The organism is Xanthobacter luteus (assembly GCF_040049235.1).
GTDB lineage: Bacteria > Pseudomonadota > Alphaproteobacteria > Rhizobiales > Xanthobacteraceae > Xanthobacter.
The window spans coordinates 139,880-156,559 of sequence record NZ_JBDZDO010000001.1; the positions used below are offsets into that span (position 1 = coordinate 139,880).

16 protein-coding genes are annotated in these 16,680 nt (G+C 68.7%); 8 read left to right on the top strand and 8 right to left on the bottom strand.

Annotation, left to right across the window (positions count from 1 at the left end; genetic code table 11):
- Positions 1-16: 16 nt before the first annotated feature.
- The 6 genes from cynS to ABLE88_RS00790 form a co-directional block, all read right to left on the bottom strand.
- Positions 17-2,065, bottom strand: coding sequence for a cyanase (gene cynS, locus ABLE88_RS00765; RefSeq protein ID WP_348829438.1), 2,049 nt, complete (start codon positions 2,063-2,065; stop codon positions 17-19).
- Between the two features lie 105 nt (positions 2,066-2,170).
- Positions 2,171-2,467: a YciI family protein gene (locus ABLE88_RS00770; RefSeq protein ID WP_348829439.1), complete on the bottom strand. Its 297-nt coding sequence runs from the start codon at positions 2,465-2,467 to the stop codon at positions 2,171-2,173.
- Between the two features lie 8 nt (positions 2,468-2,475).
- Complete coding sequence (locus ABLE88_RS00775; RefSeq protein WP_348829440.1) at positions 2,476-3,141, bottom strand: DJ-1/PfpI family protein; 666 nt, start codon at positions 3,139-3,141, stop codon at positions 2,476-2,478.
- 11 nt (positions 3,142-3,152) lie between these two features.
- Positions 3,153-3,923 (bottom strand): ABC transporter ATP-binding protein, encoded by a 771-nt coding sequence (locus ABLE88_RS00780; RefSeq protein ID WP_348829442.1) that lies wholly within the window; start codon positions 3,921-3,923, stop codon positions 3,153-3,155.
- The gene (locus tag ABLE88_RS00785) at positions 3,911-4,669 is read right to left on the bottom strand and encodes an ABC transporter permease (protein ID WP_348829443.1); all 759 of its coding nucleotides are present in this window, start codon (positions 4,667-4,669) and stop codon (positions 3,911-3,913) included. The genes ABLE88_RS00780 and ABLE88_RS00785 overlap by 13 nt, the downstream gene beginning before the upstream one ends.
- 66 nt (positions 4,670-4,735) lie before the next feature.
- Positions 4,736-5,770, bottom strand: coding sequence for an ABC transporter substrate-binding protein (locus ABLE88_RS00790; RefSeq protein WP_348829445.1), 1,035 nt, complete (start codon positions 5,768-5,770; stop codon positions 4,736-4,738).
- A gap of 3 nt (positions 5,771-5,773) precedes the next feature.
- Between ABLE88_RS00790 and ABLE88_RS00795 the strand changes: the two genes are divergently transcribed.
- Complete coding sequence (locus ABLE88_RS00795) at positions 5,774-6,802, top strand: LysR substrate-binding domain-containing protein (protein WP_348829446.1); 1,029 nt, start codon at positions 5,774-5,776, stop codon at positions 6,800-6,802.
- A 337-nt stretch (positions 6,803-7,139) separates the two neighbouring features.
- On the opposite strand, the gene ABLE88_RS00800 is transcribed toward ABLE88_RS00795, so the two are convergent.
- The gene (locus ABLE88_RS00800) at positions 7,140-7,877 is read right to left on the bottom strand and encodes a GntR family transcriptional regulator (RefSeq protein WP_348829447.1); all 738 of its coding nucleotides are present in this window, start codon (positions 7,875-7,877) and stop codon (positions 7,140-7,142) included.
- Between the two features lie 402 nt (positions 7,878-8,279).
- On the opposite strand from ABLE88_RS00800, the gene ABLE88_RS00805 reads away from it, so the two are divergent.
- The 7 genes from ABLE88_RS00805 to ABLE88_RS00835 all read left to right on the top strand — a co-directional run bounded on the left by ABLE88_RS00805 (position 8,280) and on the right by ABLE88_RS00835 (position 15,630).
- Positions 8,280-9,968, top strand: a complete 1,689-nt coding sequence (locus ABLE88_RS00805; protein ID WP_348829448.1) for a thiamine pyrophosphate-binding protein — start codon at positions 8,280-8,282, stop codon at positions 9,966-9,968.
- Positions 9,969-9,971: 3 nt separating this feature from the next.
- Positions 9,972-11,591, top strand: a complete 1,620-nt coding sequence (locus ABLE88_RS00810; RefSeq protein WP_348829449.1) for a GMC family oxidoreductase — start codon at positions 9,972-9,974, stop codon at positions 11,589-11,591.
- A 13-nt stretch (positions 11,592-11,604) separates the two neighbouring features.
- Positions 11,605-11,997, top strand: coding sequence for a carboxymuconolactone decarboxylase family protein (locus ABLE88_RS00815; protein WP_348829451.1), 393 nt, complete (start codon positions 11,605-11,607; stop codon positions 11,995-11,997).
- Complete coding sequence (locus ABLE88_RS00820) at positions 11,997-12,728, top strand: N-acyl homoserine lactonase family protein (RefSeq protein ID WP_348829452.1); 732 nt, start codon at positions 11,997-11,999, stop codon at positions 12,726-12,728. The genes ABLE88_RS00815 and ABLE88_RS00820 overlap by 1 nt, the downstream gene beginning before the upstream one ends.
- A 32-nt stretch (positions 12,729-12,760) precedes the next feature.
- Positions 12,761-13,786 carry a TRAP transporter substrate-binding protein gene (locus ABLE88_RS00825; protein WP_348829453.1) on the top strand — a complete coding sequence of 342 codons (1,026 nt, stop codon included), beginning with the start codon at positions 12,761-12,763 and terminating at the stop codon, positions 13,784-13,786.
- Positions 13,787-13,849: 63 nt separating this feature from the next.
- The gene (locus ABLE88_RS00830) at positions 13,850-14,344 is read left to right on the top strand and encodes a TRAP transporter small permease (RefSeq protein WP_348829454.1); all 495 of its coding nucleotides are present in this window, start codon (positions 13,850-13,852) and stop codon (positions 14,342-14,344) included.
- Complete coding sequence (locus ABLE88_RS00835; protein ID WP_348829455.1) at positions 14,341-15,630, top strand: TRAP transporter large permease; 1,290 nt, start codon at positions 14,341-14,343, stop codon at positions 15,628-15,630. Before ABLE88_RS00830 ends, ABLE88_RS00835 begins: the two co-directional genes overlap by 4 nt.
- 300 nt (positions 15,631-15,930) lie before the next feature.
- On the opposite strand, the gene ABLE88_RS00840 is transcribed toward ABLE88_RS00835, so the two are convergent.
- Entirely contained in the window at positions 15,931-16,674 is a 744-nt protein-coding gene (locus tag ABLE88_RS00840) for a sulfite exporter TauE/SafE family protein (RefSeq protein WP_348829456.1), read from the bottom strand.
- Positions 16,675-16,680 lie beyond the last annotated feature (6 nt).

The following is a 16,680-nucleotide window of genomic DNA, read 5'->3' on the forward strand; positions in this document are numbered from 1 at the left end:
TCTGGTGCTGCGCGCCTCAGGCTTCCTTGAAGCCGTAGTCGGGGATCCCCTGCTCGTTGCCGTAATATTTGTAGGGCAGGAACTTGCCGGACATGGTGATCCGCACCCGGTCGCCCTTGGGGTTGGGCTCGCGCACCATGTCCATGTTGAAGTCGATGGCCGACATGATGCCGTCGCCGAACTCCTCCTCGATCAGCGCCTTCCAGGCCGGCCCGTTCACCATCACCAGCTCGTAGAAGCGGTAGATCAGGGGGTCGGTGGGCGGCATGGGCGTGCCGGCGCCGCGCATGGGCACCTCGTTCAGCATCCTCTCCTCGGCCTCGGAGAGGCCGAACAGCTCTGCGGCCTTCTTCGCCAGCGGCTTCACCAGCTTCATCTGGCCGAGCAGCGCCCCCACCACGAGCACCTCGGACATGCCGCCGATCTCCGAGCAGATGTACTTCCAGGTCCAGCCCCTCTCGCGCTTGATGTCGAGGATCTTCTCGGTGAGCTGTTCGCGCTTCATGGTCTTTGCTCCGTCGGTGTCGTTGAACGGGTGCCGGGGATCGCGGGCGCCGCAGGTCCCGGCCAGGCACCAAGCGAGGTCGGCCTTGAGGGTGCGCTTTTGCACCTTGCCGCTGGGCGTGCGCGGCAGCGCCGCCGGGAAGGCGAGAGTCAGCGGGACGCCTCGGGTCGCAGGCAGGTCGGCGACCGCCGCCGCGATCGCCGCCCCATCGAGCCGCGCCCCGGGCGCCGGCACGACCGCCAGGAACAGGCCCGGCGCGCCATCCGGCGCGGCATCCGGCGCCGCCGCCGCCTCCAGGACGTCCGGCAGCTGCTCGACCCGTCGTTCGATCGCTGCGGGATGGACGGGTCCGGCCCCGAGGTCCATGAGCTCGCTGGCGCGGCCCAGATATTCCAGGGTCCCGTCGCCATTGAGGTACCCGAGGTCGCGGGTGCGGAAGAAGCCGTCCGGCCCGAAATCGCCGCGGTCCAACCCGGTGGCGCGGACATAGCCGCGGAACAGGCCGGGTCCGCGCACCTCGATCTCCCCGGCGCTTCCTGCGGGAAGCAGCGCGCCGGTGCGCACGTCGCGGATGCGCACTTCAGTCCCCGGGAGGGGGCGACCCAGATTGCCGACCCGGCGCTCCCCTTCCGGCGGGGCGCTGGTCATCATCGCGCCTTCCGTCATGCCGTAGCGCTCGACGATGCGACGGCCGGTGCGCTGCGCGAAAGTCTCGTGCGTCGCGCGGCTGATGATGGCGCCGCCCGAGATGAACAGGCGCATGCGCGGGAACGCCGCGGCGGCGAAATCCGGCGCGGCCAGCAGCGCCACGTAATGCGCCGGCGGCGCCATCATCACGCTGGCATCGCGGCCCGCCCGCAGAGCGAGCGCCGGATCGAACCGGGGCAGCATGACGAGCCCGGCGCCCCCCGCAAGGGCCACGTTCGTCGCCACCACGAGCCCGTGGATGTGATAGAGCGGCAGCCCGTGGAAGACCACGTCGTCGCGGCCGATGCGCCACGCCTCCACCAATGCCCGCGCATTGGCGCGCATGCCGCCGTGGGACAAGGCGGCGGGCTTCGGCGTGCCGCTGCTGGTGCCGGTGGTGAACAGGATGAGCGCGGTTTCATCCTCGGCGACATCGGCATTGGCGCAGCGCGCCGGCGCACCGGCGGCGCGGGCGGCAAGGCTGCGCTCATCGCCCGTGGCCGGCAGGACGCCGATGCCAGGCAGCAGCGCGGCGAACGCGGCCACCATCGCTTCGCCACACACCACCAGGCGCGGCGCCATGAAGCCCGTGAGGTCGACCACCGCGCGGGCGGAAAATTTCGGGTTGGTCGGCACCATCACGGCGCCGAGGCGCAGGCACGCCTGGAACAGGGCCAGCACCAGCGGCGCGGTCTCGAGCTGGACCAGGACGCGGTCGCCGCGGCCGACGCCCTGGCCGGCGAGCACGTGCGCCAGGCGCGCCGTGAGATCGACGAACGCTCCCTCGCTCAAGCCCTCGTCCCCCATGCGGACGAACGGGCGCCTGCCGCCGGTGCGGGGCAGCAGGAAGTCGTCGATCAGCGGGTTGGCCACGTCGCTGCTCCTGGCCGTCGGGCCCGGTCCCGTCGTCGGGCCGGCGCGGGGGGATGATGAGGCCGGCGCAGGCGGCAGATTTCGCCCGCCGCCGCGCCAGTCGGTTCAGAGGACAGCCGTCCGGTCCTTGAGCGTCTTGTTCCAGACGAAGAGCCGGTAGCTGCGGCAGTGCGGGACGAAATAGGGGTCGTTCTCCACGATCCGCTTCGCCTCTTCCCGGTCGGCCGCCTCCATCACCCAGAGGCCGCCGCCCGGCGGCTCTCCGTCCTCCCGGCTCAGTCCGCCGGCGATCAGGATGCGCCCCTCGTTCCGCTCGAGATAGGCAAGGTGCAAAGCCCGCCGCTCGACCCTGATATCGAGCATCTGCGGCGTGTCCTCGAAAATGCAGACCCAGCGTGCCATGGCGCACCTCAGGCCGTGAGGGCGTATTCGACGTCGTCCTTGTAGGCCGCCCAGCCGGTCTCATACTCCATGATCTGGGCGACCTCGGCGACGGTGTCCTCGTCCATGCCGGCGCGGCGCAGCAGGTGGAAGCCGAGCTCCATGCCCGACGCGATGCCGCCGGCGGTGACGATCCGCCCGGTATCGACGATGCGCGCGCGGCTGATGCGGCAGGTGGGCGCCATCTCCGCCAGTTGCTCGATGGGCAGCTTGCCGATGCCCTTGCGCTCCAGCCGGTCTGGGTTCTTGCGGTTGGTCGCGGTGCGTCCGTCGAGGAGCCCCATGCGCGCATAGACCCAGGATCCGGTGCACACGCTGGTGAGCAGACAGCGCTCGGGCAGCGAGCGGATGTAGGAATGCAGGCCGCCGTTGTACTGTTCCGGCCTCAGGCCCGGACCGCCGGGAATGAGGAAGGCGTCGACCGCCGGCGCGTCGCGGAAGCTGTAGTTGGGATGGACGGTGAAGCCCGAGGCGGCTTGTGTCGGCCGCAGGGTCTCGGCGATCAGGAACACGTCGAGGTCGGGCTGGATGCGCCGGGCCACCGAAAACACGCCGTAGGGCGAGGAAAAGTCCACGACCTCGGCGTCCTTGCAGACATAGATGCCGAGCCGGAATCCGTTCTTGATATTGCTCACGACGTCTCTCCTTAGCGTTTTGAACTGAATGTCTTGTAGAGAAAGCCCGCGAAGTCGCCCTCCGCCGGGCGGGTGCGCAGGCGCGGGCGCGGCTCGTCCACCAGGATGTCGTGGACGATGGTGGCGGGCTTGCCGCCCAACACGATCACGCGGTCGCCGAGATAGGTGGCCTCGTTCATGTCGTGGGTGATGAACATCACCGAGGTCCTGGTCTTCTCCCAGATGCCGAGCAGTTCGTCCTGGAGCGCCTCGCGGGTGCCCGGGTCGAGCGCGCCAAAGGGCTCGTCCATGAGCAGGAGCGAGGGCTGCACGGCGAGCGCCCGGGCGATGCCCACGCGCTGGCGCTCGCCGCCGGAAAGGGCGTTGGGCCATTTGCCGGCGTGGCTCTCGAGCCCCACCAGAGAGAGGGCCTCGAGGGCCCGGTCGCGACGCTCGGCGCGCGAAGCGATGAGCCCCTCCAGGCCCAATTCGACGTTGGTGAGCACCCGGCGCCACGGCAAGAGCAGCGGGTCCTGGAACACGAAGCCGAGCGAGCGGCTCTCGCGGCGCGTCTGCGGCTGCACGTAGACATCGCCCTTCTGGGGCTTCACGAGGCCCGAGACCACCCGCAGCAGGGAGGACTTGCCGACGCCCGACGGCCCCACGATCACCAGGAACTGGCCCTCGCGTACCGAGAAGCTGACATCGGTCAGGATCGGTTCGGCCCGCCTGCCGTAGCCGAGGCTGATGTCGAACAACTCGACGACGACGGGCAGCTGGGGAAGCATATTCACGCGAGCCATTGCAGCATCCGCCGGCTCACGAGGACCATCGCCGCATCGCATGCGGTGTAGCAGAGCGCGATCGTGGCCATGTAGAGAAGGACGACGTCGGTGGCGAGCATGCCGGAGGCTTCCTGCATTCTCTGGCCGATGCCCGGAATGCCGAACAGCTCCGCCGCGAGGACGGCGAACCAGCCAATGCCGAGCCCCGAGCGAATGCCGGCGAGCACGCTCGGCGCCGAGCCCGGTATGACCACCTTGATCACCCGCGCCCACCATCCGCCCTGGCCGAAGGTGGCGCACATCTCGAACAGGCGCCTGTCGATGGCCTGGACGCCCGAATAGGCGGAGAAGTAGTTCACCCAGAACGCTCCGATGGCGATGATGAAGGCGGCCGCGAGCTCGCTGATGCCGAACCAGATGATGGCGAACGGCACCCAGGCCAGCGGCGGGATCGGTCGCAGCAGGCGCGCGACGCCTTCCTGGCAGGCCTCGACCACCGGCGAGAGCGCGGCGGCATAACCGAGCGCGATCCCGGCCACCGTCCCGATCAGGACGCCCCAGACATAGTGGCCGGCGGTCGCCGCGACGTTGGCGGACCAGATTCCGTCCGCCTGCTCCCGCCGGAACGCCGACAGGATGCTGGACGGCGGCGGGATCAGCGGGGAAACCATGTTGGTGCGGGAGACCGCCTCCCACACCGCAAGGAAGCCGAGGACGCTGACCACCTGGATGAGCGTGTTGGTGGTTGTCGCTTGGGACTTCATGGCCGCTCCTTCCGCGCCGCGCCGCCGGATCGCCGGGGGGATGCTTTCCGCATCGTCCTGGCAAGCCTATTTGGCGCCGCCGCCCTGGGCGAGCGCGGGCGCGTAGAACAGGGCGTCGATGTCGACGGGCTTGGTCTGGGAGCCGATCTTCAAGAGGTAGTCCTGGAGGTCCTTGGACCCGCTGACGATGTCGGACAGGCGCTCCAGCGGCGGGTTGTAGGGCGACTTCAGGGCGGCAACCATGACGTCCTTGTCGATCAGGCCCTTGCCGAAGAAGGCGAAGATGGCGTCGGCCGCCTGGTCCGGATTGGCCAGGATGAAGGCCGCAGCGCGGGTGTTGAGCGCCGCGAGCTTCAGCGCCGCGTCGGGATTCCGATCGATGAAGGACGAGCGCAGGGCGAGCACGAAGCCGGGATGGCCGGCCATGAGCGCCTTGCCGTCGGCGATCACCTTGGCCGCCGGCATCTTCTGTTCGAGGATGGTGATGATCGGCTCGGGCATGAGGGCGCCGTCGGCGGCGCCCGCCAGCATCGTCTGCCGCACCTGCTCCTCGCCCTGGCTGAGGATCTGGACGTCCTCGGCGGTCAGGCCGTTCTGTTCCATGTAGTAGCGCAGCAGCGTGTCGGGCATGCTGCCGCGCGGCAGGGACGCAATCTTGGCGGGGCGGCCATTGGCCTTGGCAAAGGCCGCGAAGGCAGCCTTGGGCGAGGCGGCCTCCTTGAACGTCCCCGCCAGCGGCCCGGCGGCGAGGAAGGCGTGGGATTCCCGGCCGCTGGCGGCGACGACCTTCAGATCGACTCCCGCGGCCTTGGCCACCAGCACCGGCGAGACCGCCATGTAGACGCCATCGAACTTGCCCGACCCGAGGGCCTGGATGATGGCCGGACCGGAGGAGAACTTGGTCAGCTTGAGGTCGAGACCGGCTTCCCGGGTCCAGCCTTGCTGGTCCATGACGAACAAAGGCGCGATCCCCATGAGCGGGAGGTAGGCGATCTCGACCGTGGTCGGCTCGGATCTCCCCGGAAGGCTGGAGAGCGAAAGGGCGAAGGCGGAAAGCGCCAACGCGGCAAGGGATCGGGTGGTCCAGGACGTGCGCGCCATCGTATGGTCCCTCTGGTTTTTTGGGCATGCTGCAACGCGGTTCTTGAGCCGATTACGCACCCGTTGCCGGGGAATGGCGAACACAAACTTCTGTCCCTGAGGCCAAGCTCTGCTTATGCTCCCCGCATGTCGATCCCATCGCTCCGCAACATTCCCCTCGATACGCTGACCTTCTTTGATGCCACCATGCGCCAGATGAGCTTCAGCGGCGCCGCACAAGAGCTCAATGTCAGCGCATCGGCCGTGAGCCAGCGCATCAAGTCGCTGGAGCAGGTTCTCGGCGTCGGACTGTTCGAGCGGCTGCCGCACGGCCTCCAGCCCACCGAGGCCGCCCGGCTCTATCTGCTGGAAGTGCGGCCCGCCTTGCGCCGGCTGCACGCCGCATCGAGCCGGATCGCGACGCGCGGGGCGCGGCGCCCGGCCGGCCGGGAGCGGCGGCTGTCCATCGACGTCCTGCCGGCGCTCGCATCGACGCGCATGGCGTCCAGCCTGCGCTCGTTTGCCGAACGCTTCCCCTATGTGGAGCTGCGCATGTCGTCCTCGCCCGCTTTGTCCGATCCCGAGCGCGACGGCTTCGACTGCTGCATCCGCTACGGCGCGGGCGGATGGCCGGGCGTCGACGCCCAGCTGCTTGCGGAGGAGCACGCTTTGCCCGTTTGCTCGCCCGGTCTCCTGCGGGATTTCGGCCCGCTCGACAGCGCCGCCGCCCTCACCCGCTTCCCCCTGATCCACGATCTGATGCCGGTGGGTTGGGCTGAATGGTTTGCGAGCGTCGGCGTCAGCGATCCGCCGACCGGTGGCTTGATGTTCACGGACAGCGCCATCGCCCTGAGCGCCGCTGCCGACGGTCTCGGCGTGGTGATGGGCCGAAGCCGGCTGATCGCCGCCGATCTCGCGTCGGGCCGGCTGGTCCCCGCCTGGCCCAAGGAACTGCGATCACCCTTTCAGTATTGGCTGGTGCGTCCGAGAGACCGTGCCGACGCGCTCGTCGACCTGTTCGTCGAATGGCTGGTCGACGAGATTTTCATATAGCCGCCGCGATGCCCCTCCGGGGCGATGGGCTTTCCACGGTGCCGGCAACCGGCGGCACGAATCTGCCCCGACCCCAGCCGCGGCCGCTCCCCCGCTTGCCGGCGCGTGGCCGGCAGCAAGGAACCTGGCCTGGTGCGCCGTCGCACGCCCATCCCCTTTGAGGATCCCGGCCGGCCCTCAAGCCGGTGCCGCGTTACATCCCTGGCACGGCGCCAAGCCCAATGCGGCGCCCTGACCGCGTGCAAACCGCCCGGGTTCGGCCAAGGCCGACCGGGGGCAAATGTTCGGGCCGGATTGTGCTGCGAGGGGGATTCCGGCCCGCGCACGCGATCCGGGATCAGAGTATCAACGCCTTGTATTTCACGAAGAGGTCCCGGGCAGACGAAATGATCTCCCGTTTGTACAGCTGCGCTCCTTCCCCGTCCCGCGCGGCCATGCACCGCAGCATCTTCAAGTGCAGCAGGCGTCCGGCTTCGGCGCGCCCCGGCAAGAGAGTGACGCGGATCTTGATCACCCGCGCGCGGTCGAGCACCTGATAGATGAAGCTGTTGGCGATCTCATTGTCGGCGACCCGCGCGGTTTCAAGCCGCAGGTCCTCGAGCGCATCATTGTAGGCGCTCAGGTCGCCGGCCTGGATGCTCGCCGCCAGCGGCCCCTCGAACTGCGCCAGGAAACGCGCCCAATGGCCGTCGGGTGCATTCCGGGTCGCGCGCAGGGTCAGCAGCGCCTCCAGCCACTCGCGAATCTCGAAGATCTCCAGCACCTCCTTTTCGCCAAGGCCTTTCACATAGGCCCCGCGGTTAGGGATGCGCTGAACCAGGCTGCGCTGCTCGAGCGATCCGAGAACCTCCCGGATCACCGTGCGAGACGTGCCGAATTCCGTGGCCAGGGCCTGTTCCTGGAGCCGCTCACCGGCGCGCAGCTGCTGGCTGGCGATCCGTTCCTGGAGGATGTCAGCGATCCGCCAGACGCGGCTTGCCGTCGGCGGACTTTCGCGGCCGCGGCTGGGCGGCGGCTTGGAAGGCGCGGTGAGGCCCGGGGACCGCGCCTCGTGGAGGTTCTTCAGTCTACTCATTGTCCGTCCATCGCGCCCATCCGGCAGTTCCAATTCCGTCCAAGCTGCCGCGGCAAGGCGCGGCGCCAATATGGCTGAATCCGCGCCCGGTCGAAATGACGGGATGTCGCGCGGGCACCGCGGGACCGCCGCCCTCCCCCGGCATTCGCCGCTGCGGCACCCTCCCCACCGCCCCATCTGCTGGGCCGGGGGCCGTCCCGATCGGCCCGGCCGACGACATCTTGTGAACATACACGGTCAGCCATATCCGGTCTACCGTCCTCATCCCGTAGAATAAATTATTCCGTTATTACAACATTTTATATGATTTTTTGAATCCATACTTGAGTTCTGTGAACAATTTTGTTTTCTTGATCGCGATCCGGCGCGGCCGGCCTGGGTCGGAAAACGAAGGATGTGGGAATGACCAGGATGTCGGGTGGGCAGGCGGCTGTCGCCGCGCTGAAGGCCGAGGGCGTGCGCCATGTGTTCGGGCTGATCGGCTCGGCCACGATGGAGATGTTCGATGCGCTGTACGATGCCGACGGCATCGACTTCGTCGGTGTCCGCGACGAGCGCACCGGAACCCACATGGCCGACGGATACGCCCGCGCGAGCGGCAATGCCGGCGTGATCCTCGCGGGCCAGAACGGTCCTGGCGCGACCAATCTCGTGACGGGCCTCGCCCAGGCCGCCGCCGCCTATTCGCCGGTGGTGTCCCTCGCCGGGTCGCTCTCGACCGGCCATGTCTACCGCGATGCGTTCCAGGAGGTGGACCAGCAGGCGCTCTTCCGGCCCATCACCAAGAAGACCTGGACCGTCACCGAGACCGGCCGCGTGCCGGAGATGATGCGCGAAGCGTTCCGCACCGCCCTGGCGCCGCGGCGCGGGCCGGTCCAGCTCAACCTGCCGCGGGACATCCTGTCCCGGTCCGACGACTTTCCGGCGATGCCGGATCCCGAGACCTATCGGCCCGCAGTAGTGCCGGCCGGCCCGCAAGACAGCGTGGCGGCCGCCGCCGCCCTGCTGGCGCGGGCCGTGCGGCCCGTCATCATCGCCGGCGGCGGCATCAAGAACACCGCCGGCACCGAAAGCGCGCTGGCGCTCGCCGAACGCCTCAACGCGCCGGTTGTCACCTCGCCGGGCCACGGCGACGCCATTCCCTCCGACCATCCACTCAGCGGCGGACAGATGGGGCCGCGCGGCAATCCCGTCGCCTCGCGCCTCGTCAAGGAGGCCGACGTCATCCTCGCGCTGGGAACGCGCCTCGGATTCAATTCGACGTTCTATTCCTACGACAACATCAACCGCGACGCGAAGATCATCCAGGTCGAGATCGAGCCGACCGCATTGGGCCGCTATTTCCCCATCGCGCTCGGCATCTGGGCGGATGCGACGACCGCGGCGCAGCAGCTTTGCGACGCGCTTGGAAACCTGGAAGACCGACGGGCGGTTGAAGCCTGGAGCGCCGGATTCCGGAAGGAGCGCGCCGCCTATCTGAGGCAGCGCGACGCGGACGCCGATCTCGCCGCCTTCCCGATCGTGCCCTCGGGCCTGTTCCACGCGTTGCGCGCGGTCATGCCCGCCGGCACGGCGGTGACCATGGATGCCGGCACGCTCTGCCTCCAGGCCACCGACGCGCTGCGCTTCGACCGGCCGCGAAGCCTGTTCACCCCGCTCGACTTCGGCCTCGTGGGCTTCTCCTTCGCCTGCGGCCTCGGCGTGAAGGTGGCCTGTCCCGATCGCCCGGTCATCAGCCTGATGGGAGACGGCGGGTTCGGCATGACCCTCTCGGAACTGGCGACGGCCGTCCATTACGGGATCAACACCGTCACCGTGGTCATGAACAACAGCTGCTGGGGCGCCGAGAAGGCCTATCAACGCGACTTCTTCGGCCAGCGGTACATCGGCGCCGACCTCAACAATCCGCCCTTCGACAAGGTGGCGGAATTGTACGGGGCCAGGGGCTATCGGGTGGAGCGGACGGCCGACCTCGGCGACGCGCTCCGCGCGGCGCTCGACTGCGGCAAGCCCGCCGTCATCGACGTCATGGTGGACCCGGCCGCGCTCTACAGCTTCCGGCGCGATTCCTTCCAGCACCGGACGGCGTGAGCCATGCTGGGGCCATTCGACTATATCGTCGTCGGCGCCGGCTCGGCGGGCGCGGTGCTCGCGGCCCGCCTCAGCGAGAGCGGGAAGCATTCCGTGCTTCTGATCGAGGCGGGCGAACGCGACCGCAACCTCTGGATCCACATTCCGCTCGGCGTGGGCAAGCTGCTCACGAATGAACGCTATGTGTGGCCGTTCACGTCGGAGCCGCAGCCGCACATGGGCGGGCTCGGGATCTACTCGCCGCGCGGGCGGGTGCTCGGCGGCTCGAGCGCCATCAACGGCATGGCCTACATCTGGGGCGACCCGGCGATCTACGACCGATGGGCCGGCGACGGATTGGCCGGCTGGTCCTGGAACGACGTGAAGCCCTATTTCCAGAAGCTCGAATCCAACGGCTATTCGCGCTTGGCCGAGCGCGGCAAGACCGGGCCCATGCGGATCACCGACGTGGGGGTCCGATCCCCCGACCCGGTGTCCGACGCGTTCCTCGCCGGGTTCGACGAGCTCGGCGTCGCCCGGACCCCGGACTACAACGTGGTCAGCTATGAAGGCGCCCGCTACCTCGAGCAGACAGCCTTCAGGGGCCGGCGCTGGTCCACTGCCGTCGGCTATCTGCGGCCAGCGGCGCGCCGTCCCAATCTCCAGGTTCTGTCCGGCGCGCGGGTGACCCGGGTGCTATTCGAAGGACACCGGGCGACGGCGGTGGAGTTCGAGCGCGGCGGCGGGCGCACCCTGGCCCTGGCCGATGGCGAGGTGATCCTTTCGGCCGGCGCGATCCTGTCTCCGCATCTGTTGGAGCTGTCGGGGATCGGCGACGGGCGGCACCTCGAGCGCCTCGGCCTGCCGGTGGTGCACCATCTGCCGGCCGTCGGTCAAAACCTCAGCGATCACCTGCAAGTTCGCCGGACCTACGAGACGCGGACGCTGCGGACGATCAACGATGTTGTCGGCAACCCCGTGTTCCGGATGCTGTCCGGTCTGCGCTACGTGTTCACGCGCACCGGGCTTCTGGCCGGCACCTCCTCGACGGCGCACGCCATCACGCGCTCTGCGCCCGGGCTCGACGCCCCGGACGTCATGATCCGGCTCTATATGATCAGCGGCAAGGACCGCTACTCCCGGTCGCGGTCCGGCGGGATCGATCCGTTCTCCGGCTTCACCGTGGGCGGCTTCCTGCTGCTGCCGAAGTCGCGCGGCTCGGTTCATGCGAAGACATCCGACCCCACCGCGCTTCCCGCCATCCAGCCGAACTACCTCGATCATCCGGACGACGTGGAGGGCGCCCTGCGGATCCTCAAGCTGATCCGCAGGCTCGCGGAGACCCCGTCGTTCAGCCGCGTGATCGTGCGCGAGGACCAGCCCAACGGAAGCGTGGAAACCGACGAGACCTTGCTCGATTACATCCGCAAGACCGGCCAGACCGCCTGGCATACGGCGGGAACCTGCCGCATGGGCGGCGATGGCCAATCGGTCGTGGACCCCCACCTGCGGGTCCGGGGGGTCGAGCGGCTGCGGGTGATCGATGCCTCGGTCTTTCCCGAGATCCCCTCGTCCAACACCAATGCCCCCGCGATCATGATCGGCGAGCGCGGCGCCGATCTGGTGCGCGCCGATGCCCGCTGAGGAGGAGAAGCCCATGAGCGAGGACGCCTATCCCCTCACCCGCAAGCAGCGCCAGTCGCAGGACTGGAATCCGGTCTGGTCCCAGTTCGAGGCGCTCGATCCCGAATTCCTCGAGGCCTACCTGGCCTTCCGCAGCGTGCCCCACCGCAACGGGCCGCTGCCGCAGAAGACCAAGGAGCTGATCATGATCGCGATCAACGCCGCGACCACCCACCTCTACGGTCCCGGCGTGCGGCGGCACATCCAGAACGCGATCCGCGAAGGGGCGACGCGCGAGGAGATCCTCGAAGCGATCCAGCTCACCACCGTCATGGGCATCCATTCCTGCAACCTCGCGGTGCCGATCCTCATGGAGGAATTCGCCCGCGCGCCGGCGGCCGAGCGCGGCCAGGACGAGGCGCGGTGATGGCGGCGCTGTTCCGCATCGAGCCCGTCGAGGTGGCCCGCCGCCAGGCGGACAGCGCCTCGTTCCTGCTCCACACCGACGCCGGACGGCCGCTCACCCTGGTCTACCGGTTCTGGCTGGTCCACGGACCGGACGGCATCACGGTGGTGGATACCGGGCTGACCACCGAGGAAGCCGCGCGCCGGGGCATTGCCGTGGAGCACGGCCTGAAGGAGGCGCTGGCGCCCCACGGCATCGGGCCGGACGAGGTCGATACCCTGATCCTGACCCATCTGCACTGGGACCACGCCTGCGCTGTCGATGCCCTGCCGAACGCCACGGTCTGGCTGCAACGGGCGGAGGCGGACTTCTTCAACCATCCGCTGCGGGCCCATCCCGCCATCGACCGCTATTTCGGCCGCCATGACGTGATCCGCGAGTTGCTCGGCGCGCCGCGCCTGAAGCTGGTGGAGGGCGAGGCGGAGCTGCCGAACGGTCTGCGTCTGGTGCCGCTGGGCGGCCACACCCCCGGCCTGCAGGGGGTTGCCCTCCCCACAGAGGAGGGCCTTGCGGTCATCACGTCGGACGCGGTGCCCTTCAACCGCAACTACACGGACGACCTGCCCAACGGGATTCTCCAGGACCTGGGGCAGGCCATCACCAGCCTGAAGCGGCTGCGGGCGCTGTGTCCGGACGTGATCTACACCGGCCACGACCCCATACCTCGGCTGAGAACCGGGGCGCCCCATTGAATAGACCAAGAATAGTCTCAAGGGAGGAAACAATGTCCAAGATCAAACGATGCCTTTTGACCGCCGCACTCGCGGCGGCGCTGCCGTTCACCGCCGCGAACGGCGCGGATTTCTCAAAGTCGCCTTCGGTGACCCTGCGCCTCAGCTCCGCCTCACCGGCGGGCATGGACGACAGCCGCGCGCTCAAGGACGCGGCCGAATTCCTGTCCAAGGAGACCAACGGCACCGTCACCCTCAAGCCGTTCTTCGCTTCCGCCCTCTTCGACGAGATCGCAGGCATGAGCGCGGCGCAGAGCGGGCTCGTGGACATGGCCATCGCCTGCACCTGCAACATGACCAAGCAGACCGATTCCATGCTGTTCTCGGACCTGCCCTATCTGTGGTCCGAGATGGACAACGGCCGTAAGGTCTGGGACGGCCCGATCGGCCAGCAGATCGGCGAAACCATGCGCAAGAACCTCGGCCTGCGCGCCCTCGCCTTCGCCCCGAGCGGCGGCGGCTATCGCATCTTGTGGAACAACAGCCGCGAGATCCGCACTCCGGCCGATGCCAAGGGGCTGAAGATCCGCACCACGGCGACGCCGCTGGAGCAGGACTTCTGGAAGCGCATGGGGGCGATCCCGACGCCGGTCGACATCGGCGAGACCTATTCCGCCTTGCAGCAGGACCTGGTCAATGGCGAGCATCTCCAGCCGGCCTGGCTCACGCTGCTGAAGCATGACGAGGTGGTCAAGTACGGCACGGAGATCGACGCCCTCGCGGTCTACCGCATCCTCGTGATCAACGAGAACAGCTTCAACAAGATGGACGCGCCGCAGAAGGCGGCGTTCCAGCGGGCGATGACGCTGTTCGAGGAACGCGCCTACCAATACAACCGTGAGCTGCGCGAGACGTCTCTGGCTCAGTTCCGCAAGCGGGGCGGCAAAATCTATACGCCCACCGCGGCCGAGCTGAAGGAGTGGCGCGCAGCCGGCCGCGGCATCTGGGATAGCGAGCTCGTGACGGCGAAGATCCCGAAAGAGACCATCCAGAAGGTGCTGGACGCGCAGCAGAAGTAGAGCGGGCCGGCGGGGCCGGTGGCCCCGCCGACTTCCCATGCGGCTCCACCTTACGGGACAGTCATGACAACAACATTCGAACGCGTTCGCCGCGGATACCGCGTGCTGGGCGGGGTCCTGGTCCTGGCCATGATCGGTGTGCTGCTGGCCGGCATTGGCCTTCGCGAGGTCCTCGGAAGTCCCCTGGTCTGGGCGAACGAAATCTCGCTGGCGCTCTTTCTGTGGATCGTCTTCATCGGCGCTGGCGTCGCCTTTGCCGAGAACGCCCGTATCCGATTCACGCTGGGCATCGCGGTCCTGCCGGCCGGGCTGCGGCGGGTCGTCGAGCGCCTGGCGACGCTGGTCGGCATTGGCCTGCTCATCACCTTCTTCTGCGTGGCGGTGAAGATGGTCTGGGTGTTCCGCGGCCAGCGCTTCGCCAGCATTGATCTTCCCGTCGTGCTGGAATGGGCCGCGCTGCCGGTCGGTCTCGCATTGGCGATCTGGGCCATGGCGCGTAACCTGATCTGGCCGCAGCCCGACGCCGCCGAATGGAGCGCGGAGGAAGCCCCCAAATGAGCGATCTGGTCTGGCTCGCGGTCGCCTTCCTCGGCGCGCTGATCCTGTCGCTCGACATCGCGCTGGCGATGCTGTTTGCGACCACCGTCATCCTGCTCTTCGGCGGCATGGTGCCTCTGCACCTCATCGCCGAGAAGGCGGTCTCCCAGGTCAAGCTGTTCCCGCTGCTCGCCATTCCCGGCTTCATCCTGATGGGCGAGCTGATGAACATGGTCGGCCTCACCCGATCCCTGGGCGAACTCGCCCGGATGATCGTCGGCCGCTGGCGCGGCGGCATGGGTGCGGCCACCGTGGTGGCGTGCATGTTCTTCGGCGGCATGACGGGCTCGGGCCTCGCCGAGACGGTGGCGATCGGCATGCTGATGATCCCGATGCTGACGCGCCATGGCTACCCGAAGGAATTCTCTGCCGCCATGATCGCGGCGGGCGGAAGCCTCGGCCCGATCATCCCGCCCTCCATTCCCATGGTCATCTATGCCAGCATCGCGCCCACCGTGTCGGTGTCGGCGCTGTTCATCGGCGGCATCGTGCCCGGGATCCTGATCGGCCTTTCCTTCCTCGTCATCGTCATCTGGCGCACCCGCGCGTTTCCCACCGTCGACCAGCGCCTGGACGGGGAAGAGGACGTCGGCTTCCTGCGCACGCTGCTCGCCGCCATTCCCGCGCTGGTGGCGCCCGCCATCGTGCTGGGCGGGGTCCTGGGCGGCGTGGTGACGGTGACGGAAGCGTCAGTTCTGGCCGCCACTTATGTGGCGCTCTTCGGCTTTGTGAGCGGCCGGCTCGGCCTGCGCGATCTCGGCGGCGCGGCCATGAGCACGGCCACGGCCACCGGGACCTTCGGCTTCATCATCGCCGCCGCCGGACCGTTCTCCTTCTTTCTCGCGCTGTTCGACGCCCCCGGGCTGGTCGGCACCGTGCTGACGGACTTTTCCGGCGGCAACACGGTTCTGCTGATGCTCGTGCTGACCGCCATGCTGATCGGACTCGGCTGTCTCGTGGAGGCGACCTCGCTCGTCATCATTCTGGCACCGATCCTCGCCGCGACGGCGTCCGCCGCGGGAATCGACCAGCTTCACATGGCGCTGGTGTCGATCTGCGCGCTCATGCTCGGCCTGTTCACGCCGCCGGTGGGCACCAACCTGTTCGCCATCACCGGGATCGCGCAGGTGCCGATCGAGCGCATTTCGCGGGAAATCATTCCCTTCGCCCTCGCCGCGGCCGTGGTGGTCGCCCTGATGGCCGCGGTCCCGCAGATCGTGTTGTTCCTCCCACAACTGATGCGATGAACCTGCCGCAGCGCGCCGCCCCAGCGCGGCGGCGCGGGCATCCTTTGGATCCCCAGGGCTGATCCCAATTCGGGCCGCTGCCACGAGCGGCGGCCCGGAAACAGCGATCCCGCAGCGATCCGCGGTGGGGCATTGCCGGCGGGACGGCGCCGCTTCCCTCGCAAATCACGGCTTAGGGAACCGCGCTTGACCGCAGCCGCCCCGGCGGCCGCCATCGCACCGTCGCGGCGACGGCCGAGCCCCCGGAAGGCGCGTTCGCCTACGGCTGACGGTCCGGCCTGCGGCCGCGCTCCGCCCCGCTCACAGGAACGGCCGGGCGAGCATCTCGGCGCCGAGCAGCAGCAGGCACACCAGGAAGCAGCGCCGGAAGGCCGCCGGGCTGATCCGGTGGCGCATCCACTGCCCGGCCCACATGCCGGCGAGCGCGGGCGCGACGGCGATCACCGACACGGCGAGGCCGTCCATGGCCAGGGCGCCGCGCCACGCGAGCCCGGCCGAGAGCGCGAGTGTCGAGACCGTGAAGGACAGGCCGAGCGCCTGGATCAGATCGTCCCGCTCGAGCCGCAGCGCCTGGAGATAGGGCACCGCCGGGATGACGAACACGCCGGTGGCCCCGGCGACGAGGCCGGTCGCCGCGCCGACGAGGGGCGACAGCCAGGGCTCGAGCCGCGCCGGCACGGCGAGCTGGCGTGCGAACAGGGTATAGCCCGCATAGACGACCAGCGCCGCCCCCAGCGCGGCCGTGGTGGGGCCGGTGTCGCCGCTGGCAAGCAGCGCGGAGCCGGCGAGGGTCGCGATGACCAGCGCCAGCATCATCGGCCAGAGCCGGCGCGCCAGCGCCGCCACGCTCGGGCCGGCGAGCAGCTGCCAGACATTGGTCACAAAAGACGGCACCAGCAGCAGGCCGGCCGCGGCGAGCGGGGAGATCAGCGCCCCGAGCACGCCCATGGCGAGCGTGGGCAGCCCCATGCCGGTGACCCCTTTGACCAGGCCGGCGGCGAAGAAGGTTGCGGCGATGGCGAGCGGCACGAAAGCATCCGTCATCTTCTT

What these genes read in the sequence shown, in the direction of transcription:
- ABLE88_RS00770 (WP_348829439.1), bottom strand. Translation starts at nt 2,467, where the DNA reads ATGGCACGCTGGGTCTGCATTTTCGAGGACACGCCGCAGATGCTCGAT.
- ABLE88_RS00780 (WP_348829442.1), bottom strand. Translation starts at nt 3,923, where the DNA reads ATGGCTCGCGTGAATATGCTTCCCCAGCTGCCCGTCGTCGTCGAGTTG.
- ABLE88_RS00785 (WP_348829443.1), bottom strand. Translation starts at nt 4,669, where the DNA reads ATGAAGTCCCAAGCGACAACCACCAACACGCTCATCCAGGTGGTCAGC.
- ABLE88_RS00790 (WP_348829445.1), bottom strand. Translation starts at nt 5,770, where the DNA reads ATGGCGCGCACGTCCTGGACCACCCGATCCCTTGCCGCGTTGGCGCTT.
- ABLE88_RS00795 (WP_348829446.1), top strand. Translation starts at nt 5,774, where the DNA reads ATGGTCCCTCTGGTTTTTTGGGCATGCTGCAACGCGGTTCTTGAGCCG.
- ABLE88_RS00800 (WP_348829447.1), bottom strand. Translation starts at nt 7,877, where the DNA reads ATGAGTAGACTGAAGAACCTCCACGAGGCGCGGTCCCCGGGCCTCACC.
- ABLE88_RS00805 (WP_348829448.1), top strand. Translation starts at nt 8,280, where the DNA reads ATGACCAGGATGTCGGGTGGGCAGGCGGCTGTCGCCGCGCTGAAGGCC.
- ABLE88_RS00810 (WP_348829449.1), top strand. Translation starts at nt 9,972, where the DNA reads ATGCTGGGGCCATTCGACTATATCGTCGTCGGCGCCGGCTCGGCGGGC.
- ABLE88_RS00815 (WP_348829451.1), top strand. Translation starts at nt 11,605, where the DNA reads ATGAGCGAGGACGCCTATCCCCTCACCCGCAAGCAGCGCCAGTCGCAG.
- ABLE88_RS00820 (WP_348829452.1), top strand. Translation starts at nt 11,997, where the DNA reads ATGGCGGCGCTGTTCCGCATCGAGCCCGTCGAGGTGGCCCGCCGCCAG.
- ABLE88_RS00825 (WP_348829453.1), top strand. Translation starts at nt 12,761, where the DNA reads ATGTCCAAGATCAAACGATGCCTTTTGACCGCCGCACTCGCGGCGGCG.
- ABLE88_RS00830 (WP_348829454.1), top strand. Translation starts at nt 13,850, where the DNA reads ATGACAACAACATTCGAACGCGTTCGCCGCGGATACCGCGTGCTGGGC.
- ABLE88_RS00835 (WP_348829455.1), top strand. Translation starts at nt 14,341, where the DNA reads ATGAGCGATCTGGTCTGGCTCGCGGTCGCCTTCCTCGGCGCGCTGATC.
- ABLE88_RS00840 (WP_348829456.1), bottom strand. Translation starts at nt 16,674, where the DNA reads ATGACGGATGCTTTCGTGCCGCTCGCCATCGCCGCAACCTTCTTCGCC.